Genomic DNA, 7899 nt, shown 5'->3' on the forward strand with positions numbered 1-7899 from the left:
GGAAATGCGCCATGACATCGAACAGCGTCATATACTTTCAGTCGCAATCAAATCATCAAGACCAGCTCGTAGCACGGGCGGAATTGTTCGATGCGGAAGCCAGGGATGCCGCCAGGGCCCTAGTGAAATTTGAGCCTACTCAGCTTCGCCGCTTTTATAGCGTCGTCAGTGCTCTGCGGAACGAAGCAAAAGGCGACCCTGATTTTCCTGATGACCAGATAAAGGCCAGGCTCGCACTGTTAAAGGCGCATGCTCATTATTCTTGGGCACGTGATTCCAAAAAAATACCCCGTTACTTTTTACAGTTCATCGATATGCACGTGAACGCCGTAAGAACTAGGAATGATTTTTTGCTCGGTTTTGCTCCACACTTCGAAGCTGTCGTTGCATACCATCGATATGAACGCGAAATGAACAGGTAGGTCAGAAAAGTACTTATATAAAGGGAAGAAACCATGGAAGAATACCAATTGCGGTTTCTTGGCCGCGTGCGGATCGAGGGCATCATCGAGACGCTGACCGGGCTCCACATCGGCTGTGGGAAAGATGACATTGAGATTGGAGGCATTGACCTTCCTGTCATTCGAAATCCGCATTCGCGCGAACCCTACATTCCGGGGTCCAGCCTTAAAGGGAAGCTCCGTTTCCTGTTGTAGTGGGGATTTCAACCCGTTTTTGACAGTATCCGTCACCACGATGGCAAGCCATGGGGCTTCAACGAGAGCGAACGCTATCATCTCAGCCCTGAAGATCCGGTTTTGCGAATCTTCGGTATGTCAGCGCGACCAAAGGGATGGAACGGCGGTCCGACACGGCTGATCGTGCGTGATGCGGCGATCAATGCGGAGTGGTTGCAATCGGCCAAGCAAAACCGTCTTGAAAGAGTTGAAGAAAAGACTGAGGTCGCGATCGATCGAATTGCAGGTAAAGCGCTCGACGGCGGCCTACGGCAACTCGAGCGTGTGCCCGCCGGCGCACGGTTCGACCTGCAGATGGTGTTCCGGATGTTTGACACCGGCGATGGTGGCGCACGCGATCGGGAATGCCTCAACTGGCTGCTCGCCGGCCTGCATCTCCTCGAACAGGATGCCCTTGGTGGCTCCGGCTCCCGCGGCTACGGGCGGGTGCGGTTCGAGGATGTGAAGGTGTTTGGCGATGGCATCGAGGAGCAGCGGATCGACAACGCCTTTCGCGTCGCACACTTCGATCCGGCCCGCGCTCCCAGCATCGTCACCTTCGCGCCATGAGCCTGTTCCGGGTTCGCATCGCGCTGCAGGCGCCGCTCGGCACCCCGCTTACGTCGGGCACGTTGTTTGGGCATCTGTGCTGGGCGAAGCGGGAGAACGCGGGCGAGCAGGCCCTCATTGCTTGGCTCAAGGGCCTGCCCGATGCGCCCTGGGCGCTGTCCGATGGCTTCCCCGCCGGTCTCCTGCCCCGGCCCCTGGTGCGGCCTGCCCCGCGCCATGCGACCGGAAGTGGAAAGATGACCCCCGAACGGCTGGAGCGCCTAGGAAAGGACAAGGAGCGGGCCAAGTGGCCATGGCTCCCGATCGACCGGTGGGAGCACCTTCGCGGCCAAGTGGCGGACCCGCTGCTGCTGGCTCGTGCGACGTCCGGACCCGCGCTTTCCCCTCGCCCCCATCGCATCGCCCACAATAGTATCGACCGGCATACCGGCTCCACTCCTGAAGAAGGCGGCCTTTATTTCGTCGACGAGGACTGGAGTTATACGAACGAGCCGGAGCGAGACGTATACGTGCGCGCCGAGACGACCCCACAGGACCTGATGGCGCTGTTCGAAGCGGTCGGCGAGGCCGGCTACGGCCGCGACGCCACCTGGGGTCGCGGCCATTTCACAGTGGTCGATGTCACCGATGCCGGGTGGCTCGATCAGCATGCGGGCAACCGGATGCTGAGGCCTCTCCCACGGCTGCCTCACGGCCAACATGGCAACGCCCCGCTACAAGCTGTTCACCCACTTCGGCAAGGTCGGCGCGAGCCTGCTGACGACTGTCCCCTGGAAGTATCCAATCCTGCTCACGCGCCCCGGCGCAACCTTCACGCCGACCGACGGAGGGCCCTTCGGCGAGTGGCTCACCGGCGTCCACCAGGAGCGGGCAGAGGTTGGCCATAACGCCTACCATCTCGCGATTCCGTTCACCGAAGCCGAAGCCGCCGGAGAGCCGCGATGACCATGACGTCCTTCATCGGCATTCCGCTCACCCCGATCCACATCGGCGACGGGACGGAGCTCGCGCCCGAAAACTTCAAGATCGATGGCGACGACCTGGTGCGTTTCGATGCCGCCGCCGTGCTGGCCGCCATGCCGGCGCAAGCGCAGGCCCGTTTTCTCCAAGCTCTGGACGGGGGCCGGTTGAAGGAGGCCCAGGCGGAGTTGCACAAGGGCGTCACACCCCAGCATCACCTCGAGCGGGTGGCTGTGGGGCCAGCCTCCCTGGCAGAACTCAAGGTGGCGGTCGAGGATCCGCTGGTTCGGAATCGACGCACCGGCGCGGCATCGCCGTTCATCCGCACCGGCGGGCGGCCTTATGTCCCGGGATCCTCGATCAAGGGCGCGTTGCGCACCGCTCTCGTCAATGCGCTGGCTCACGATGCCGATCATATCGGCGGCGTCGGTTCGGAAATGGAAAAAGAGATCCGAAAGTTGCGCGACAACCCGAAGGCCACCGGGTCCGTCTCGAACCGGCTTCAGGAACTCGCCTTCGATTGCCCGAAAGGCAAGACCGAGCGCGATCCGCTGCGCTGGCTGGCCGTCAGCGACGGCCTCCTGCCGGCCCGGGCAACGCGCTTCGATAAGGTCAGCGTCGGCTGGAAAGACGGAAAGGCGCCAAAAACGCAGCTTCACGTCGAGCGGCTGTGGAGTTGCGCCGACGGCAAGGGCGCACAAATCGCGGCCTTTCCGATCAGCATCACCGTTGCCGACGGCGGCCACCAACAAGCGGCGCGCGACAAGGACAAGTACAAGGACAAGACGCCGGTAGCTACCCTTGATCTCGATGAGGTTCTCAATGCCGTCCATGCTTTTCATGAAAGGCGGTGGCAGGCGGAACTCGACCGCTTCTTCGGCGGCCACAAGGACTGGCTGCAACGCCGACGCGCAGATGTGGAGCGGGCGTTGCGCCGCCGTATCGGCGTCAACGAAAAGTTGATCCTGATGCGGGTCGGCCGCTTCGGGCACTTCGAATCGAAATCGGTGGACGACTGGCGCCGTGGCTGGCAGGCAACGCCAAAGCCCGGCCGGCACGTCGAGCAAGGGACGACCCGCGCCGTCCTCGAGATCGGCGAGCATCCGCTGCCGTTCGGGTGGCTGCTTTTGTGTCAGGAGACGCCCGAAGTTCGAGACTGGCTGAGCCAACGCAGCCCGGCTGCGGCGCCGGCGCGGTCCCCTTCCGCTCAGGGCACGCCAGGCGCGCCAACAGCCGCACCAGTACCTGCCCGTCGCGCCTTCCTGGGAGAGGAGGAAGTCGCCATCGAAAACAAAAAGGGTAGCGAAATTCTCGTCCGCTTTATCGGAACTAGCGACACCGAATGGGTAGCTGCCGAGGAGATCACCTACCGATGACCACCCGCCTCGTTACTTTTCTCGGCACCGGGAAATATCAGCCCGTGATGTATCGCGACTTGGCATCCGGACAGAGCGCGCCGACGACAATGTGGATCGCGCGCGCGCTTGCCGAATTGTACCACCCCGCTGAGATTATCATTCTCGCCACGCAGAAGGCGGAATCGACGCATGGGAGCGCGATCCTTTGCGACCTGCGTGGCGCCGGGTTCGCCGCTGAACTTCGTCACATCCCGGAAGGAGGCGCGTCGCGCGATTTGTGGCAGCAGTTCGAAATCATCAAAACGGCTCTGCGCGCGCCGGAAGACGTACACGTCATCCTCGACATCACACTCGGCTTCCGCTCCCAGCCGTTTTTCGCGGCGGCCGTCGTCGCCTTCATCCGGGCGGTCGATGTGCGCGAGGTGCCGCTTTCCGTCGTCTACGGCGGCTTCGAGGCCAAGGATGAAGCTGGCAGGGCTCCCATCTGGGAGCTGACGCCCTTTGTCGACCTACTCGATCATGCGCGTGAGATCATGCTGTTCCTGAAAACCGGCCGGGTCGCCGGCATCGCGAGCCGGGCCGAGGCCCTTGGACGGCTCCTGAACAAGGATTGGGCCGAAGCGCTTCCCGATGAACGCGGCCCGCAGCCGAGGTTGTCTCGGCTGGCGCAAGCGATCAGCGCGTTCGGCCAGGATCTCGAAACCATGCGTACCGGCGCCCTTTTACTGGGCAAAACGGGAACGGATGGCACCGCGAAGGGCCTCGCCGACATCATAGACGCCGAGCGCACACAACTGGCAAAGGTCTTGCCGCCGCTCGCAGACGTTCTCGACCGCATCGCCGCCATGGCAACGCCGCTCGCCGGTTGCGCCAATAATCTCAACACTCCCGAAGGTCATGCAGCGCTGGCTGCCTTGGCACGGCTTTACCTTCATATGGGGCGGTACTCGGAAGCGGCGACGATCGTCCGCGAAGGCACGGTCACTCTTTATGCTGATGGCAAGGCTGATTGCCCAGGGCTCGAAGTCTTCACCAGTGATAGCCGGAGAGAAGCCGAACGGTCCTGGTTCGCGCGCGACCGGGATTTCGCCCGGACAATCGCCGATCCCCGCAACGACATCGATCACGCCGGCTTTCGCAACCGTCCGCTTCCCAGCAAAAATCTTATAAAGCAAATCAACAAACTGGTCGATCAATTCGAGCGCGCGACACCCGCACCCGCGCGCGAACGTCAGCCCTGTTTTGTCAACTTCAGCAACCACCCGAGCACCGACTGGGACGAAATGCAGCGCGCAGCGGCCCTGGCGTTTGCTCCGACGATTGTGGATGTCGTGTTTCCCTCAGTGCCGCCTAACGCGAGCTCGGAGGATATCGGAGAGCTGTGCAAGGCATGCCTTGGCAGCGCACCGGCCGGCGCGAGCCATGCCATGGTCCAGGGCGAATTCACCCTCGCCTACGCCCTTGTGAGGGCGCTTCAAAGGCAGGGTACGATTTGCTTCGCCGCAACAACTGAACGGGGAATCGAAAAGGCCGAAGACGGCGCGGTGGCTCGTCGATTCCGCTTCGTGCGTTTCCCGGGAGTATCCCGATCCGTAGCCTCTCTCGCCACAGGCGTTCCAGCACCCACGTCCGAGGCCAATCCCTCTCTCGGATCCGCCCATGAGCAAGCGCGCCCTCTACCTCGTGGCCTACGACATCCGCAACCCACGGCGCCTCGCCAAGGCGCTGAAGGTGGTCAAGGCGTACGCCACCGGCGGTCAGAAGTCCGTGCACGAATGCTTCCTCTCGCCCCGCGAAAAGGCGGAACTGAGGCAGGAGTTGGGCAACGTCATTCGCCGCAGCGAGGACAGCGTCGTGTTTGTCCGCCTCGACCCGAGATCCCGTCCTCGAACCCTCGGCATCGCCCTTCCGCCGCGCGACGAGACCTTTTTCTACATTGGCTGATCCGACTGACCGAAGGTCTTGACGATGGCTACCGTATACATCGATCGCAAAGGCATTGACCTCGACCACGAAGCGGGGGTCATCGTGTTGCGCCTGGACGGCGTGCGTACCGGCACCGTGCCGCTCGGCCCCGTCGACCGCCTCGTCATTCGGGGCGCACGCATGATCGCCGTCCCGCTGATGGCGGAACTCTGGCGGCGTGGAATCTCTCTGGTGGTTCTAGGGGGGCGCAACGGTGGCGTGCAAACCCTCGTGCAAGGCCCAGTTCATGGCGACGCCTCCATACGTCTGCGTCAATATGTGCTGCACCAGCGGCCGCTGGAGAGAGCCGCCCGCGCCCGCAGCCTGGTGCTGGCCAAGGTCACCGCTCAGCGACGCCTGTTGCGTGAAGGCTTGCAGGCGCGCCCCGATGCCCGCAAGCCGCTCCTGGACGCGATCGTCACGGTAGAAGCCATCCGTACCCGACTGGTGGAAAGCAGCACAGAGCAGTCGGAGGTCGGCGCGCTCACGCTCGATCAACTGATGGGGCTGGAAGGCGCGGCCGCCGCCGCTCACTTTGCCGGCCTGGCCGCCCTATTTGCGCCGGCGCTCGGATTTACCGGCCGCAACCGCCGCCCGCCACGCGATCCCGTGAACGCGTGCCTGTCCCTCGGCTACACACTGCTGCATGCCGAAGCGGTGCGCGAAGCGCATATCGTCGGCCTCGACCCAATGCTTGGGGTTTTCCACCAGCCCCTGGCGGGCCGCGAATCCCTCGCTTCCGATCTGGTGGAGCCTCTGCGTCCGCGTCTGGATCGATATGTTTGGCAATTGTTCCGGCAGGAGATCCTGCGGCCAACGCACTTCACCAAGAACGATGGCGCATGCCTCCTCGGCAAGGCGGGCAGACGGTCTTTTTATGAAGGTTACGAGCGCTTCGTGCCGCCGCTCCGCCGATGGCTGCGCCTCGCCTGCCGTGGCTTTGTTCGCGACCTCCGCGCCGGTCCGTCGGGGACGCAATGATGCGAAAGGCCCTTTACCTCGATGGGGCCGCCGAGCCTGTGGAAGTTGTCCTTGACGGTCCCGCGCTCAGGATCCGCCGTTATGCCCGTGCCGATGCGCGCGCACCCATAAGGCTGCTCGGGCGGATCGTGGTGTCAGGATCTGTCGCTTGGCGCACCGACGCCCTCCTCGCCTGCATGGACGCCGGCGTACCCGTGGTGTTCGTTGCGGCGGACGGCGCCGCCCGCGGTTGGGCGGTCGGCGCGCAGGGGACCGAGGAGGACATCAATCTGCTGCTGGAGGACGCCTGCCTGGACCGCGACTGGAAAGGCCACCGCGAGGACTGGATCCGCGGGATGGAGCGCCGATCGCTGATCGCCGCCATTAACGGCTTGAAAGTGCACCCGGCGAGCATGCGGGGGCCCGAGGCCTGGGCCGCATGCGAAGCCCGCGTCGATGCCCTGAACGCGCCAGTAAAGGCAGCCGCCATCGCTGCCTGCCTGAAGGGAGCCCTCTCGGCGCATGTAGCCCAACTCCTGCGCGGCCAGGGCATCGCGGGGCGCTTTGCCACCGGCTATGGAGCGCCCGTGCGCCTGCTTGACGACTTTACGCGGATTTTGGCGTGGGAACTGTGGCCGCTGGTCTGGGAGGCTGCCCTCTACTTCTGCCGCCACGGCGTCAAGCACCGCACCGAAGCCGATGTGCGCCGCCGCCTGATCCGCTTCTACGAAGCGCAGGCTCCTAAAATGGAGAGGCGCTTTGCCGACCTCTTCTGGAGGTTCCGGTGGCATGTGCGCGAGGTGCTTCGGTGAGACGCCGACGCACTTTCGTGGTCGCTTACGACATCGCCGATCCGCGCCGCCTCGTCCAGGTCCATCGCTTCTTGCAGGAGCGTGCGTACCCGGTCCAGTACTCGGTTTTTCTCGGCACGTTCAGCGAGCCTGACCTCAACGCCCTCCTTGAGGGCTTGGCCAAGATCATTCATCCTCGCAAGGACGACGTGCGGGTATACCCGTTGCCGACAACGCCAGACATCGAGAGCCTGGACGGCCGGTCCTGCCCGACGGAGTGATCCCGGGGGACGGGAGCGTCGTCGGGCTCGGGCGGTGGTTCATAGATTTCGGCGATCGTGAAGACGGCGACGGTGACGACAATGACGATGGCGACGATGACGATTGGGCGGCAAAGGAGGACGATGACGCAGAGGATGACGACAATGCATGAGTCAACTTGCGGATGCGCCGCGATCTTGCGGAGGCACCCCGCAACCCTCGACGATAGCGCGGAAATTTCGGGCGAGGAGTTACAGCCGTAGACCTGATGAAGAAGGGATCAAGACGCAGTTGCGGCTGCTATGTTACTGCCCGCGGGTGTTACAGCCGTAGACCTGATGAAGAAGGGATCAAGAC

Annotated in this window: 8 protein-coding genes and 1 pseudogene; all 9 read left to right on the top strand. The window is 63.3% G+C overall.

Features of this window, described 5'->3' with window-relative positions:
- The first annotated feature begins 11 nt into the window (after positions 1-11).
- The 9 genes and pseudogenes from csm2 to IPM60_12575 all read left to right on the top strand — a co-directional run bounded on the left by csm2 (position 12) and on the right by IPM60_12575 (position 7714).
- Entirely contained in the window at positions 12-422 is a 411-nt protein-coding gene (csm2, locus tag IPM60_12535; protein ID MBK8908690.1) for a type III-A CRISPR-associated protein Csm2, read from the top strand.
- 33 nt (positions 423-455) lie between these two features.
- Positions 456-1247 (top strand): annotated as a pseudogene (csm3, locus tag IPM60_12540) (type III-A CRISPR-associated RAMP protein Csm3).
- Between the two features lie 699 nt (positions 1248-1946).
- Complete coding sequence (locus tag IPM60_12545; protein MBK8908691.1) at positions 1947-2192, top strand: hypothetical protein; 246 nt, start codon at positions 1947-1949, stop codon at positions 2190-2192.
- Positions 2189-3583 carry a type III-A CRISPR-associated RAMP protein Csm5 gene (gene csm5, locus IPM60_12550; GenBank protein ID MBK8908692.1) on the top strand — a complete coding sequence of 465 codons (1395 nt, stop codon included), beginning with the start codon at positions 2189-2191 and terminating at the stop codon, positions 3581-3583. The genes IPM60_12545 and csm5 overlap by 4 nt, the downstream gene beginning before the upstream one ends.
- Before the next feature lie 1641 nt (positions 3584-5224).
- A complete protein-coding gene (gene cas2 / locus IPM60_12555; protein MBK8908693.1) occupies positions 5225-5509 on the top strand; it encodes a CRISPR-associated endonuclease Cas2 in 285 nt (94 codons plus the stop codon).
- A gap of 24 nt (positions 5510-5533) precedes the next feature.
- Positions 5534-6511, top strand: a complete 978-nt coding sequence (gene cas1 / locus IPM60_12560; GenBank protein ID MBK8908694.1) for a CRISPR-associated endonuclease Cas1 — start codon at positions 5534-5536, stop codon at positions 6509-6511.
- A complete protein-coding gene (locus tag IPM60_12565) occupies positions 6508-7302 on the top strand; it encodes a CRISPR-associated endonuclease Cas1 (protein ID MBK8908695.1) in 795 nt (264 codons plus the stop codon). The genes cas1 and IPM60_12565 overlap by 4 nt, the downstream gene beginning before the upstream one ends.
- Complete coding sequence (gene cas2 / locus IPM60_12570) at positions 7299-7562, top strand: CRISPR-associated endonuclease Cas2 (GenBank protein MBK8908696.1); 264 nt, start codon at positions 7299-7301, stop codon at positions 7560-7562. Before IPM60_12565 ends, cas2 (IPM60_12570) begins: the two co-directional genes overlap by 4 nt.
- Positions 7559-7714 carry a hypothetical protein gene (locus IPM60_12575; protein ID MBK8908697.1) on the top strand — a complete coding sequence of 52 codons (156 nt, stop codon included), beginning with the start codon at positions 7559-7561 and terminating at the stop codon, positions 7712-7714. The genes cas2 (IPM60_12570) and IPM60_12575 overlap by 4 nt, the downstream gene beginning before the upstream one ends.
- Positions 7715-7899 lie beyond the last annotated feature (185 nt).

Source organism: Rhodospirillales bacterium, from assembly GCA_016710335.1.
Classification (GTDB): Bacteria; Pseudomonadota; Alphaproteobacteria; order Rhodospirillales; family Defluviicoccaceae; genus JADJXQ01.

Bases quoted from the DNA above. Each gene is read 5' to 3' on its own strand.
- csm2 (MBK8908690.1), top strand. From the start codon at position 12: ATGACATCGAACAGCGTCATATACTTTCAGTCGCAATCAAATCATCAA.
- IPM60_12545 (MBK8908691.1), top strand. From the start codon at position 1,947: ATGGCAACGCCCCGCTACAAGCTGTTCACCCACTTCGGCAAGGTCGGC.
- csm5 (MBK8908692.1), top strand. From the start codon at position 2,189: ATGACCATGACGTCCTTCATCGGCATTCCGCTCACCCCGATCCACATC.
- cas2 (MBK8908693.1), top strand. From the start codon at position 5,225: ATGAGCAAGCGCGCCCTCTACCTCGTGGCCTACGACATCCGCAACCCA.
- cas1 (MBK8908694.1), top strand. From the start codon at position 5,534: ATGGCTACCGTATACATCGATCGCAAAGGCATTGACCTCGACCACGAA.
- IPM60_12565 (MBK8908695.1), top strand. From the start codon at position 6,508: ATGATGCGAAAGGCCCTTTACCTCGATGGGGCCGCCGAGCCTGTGGAA.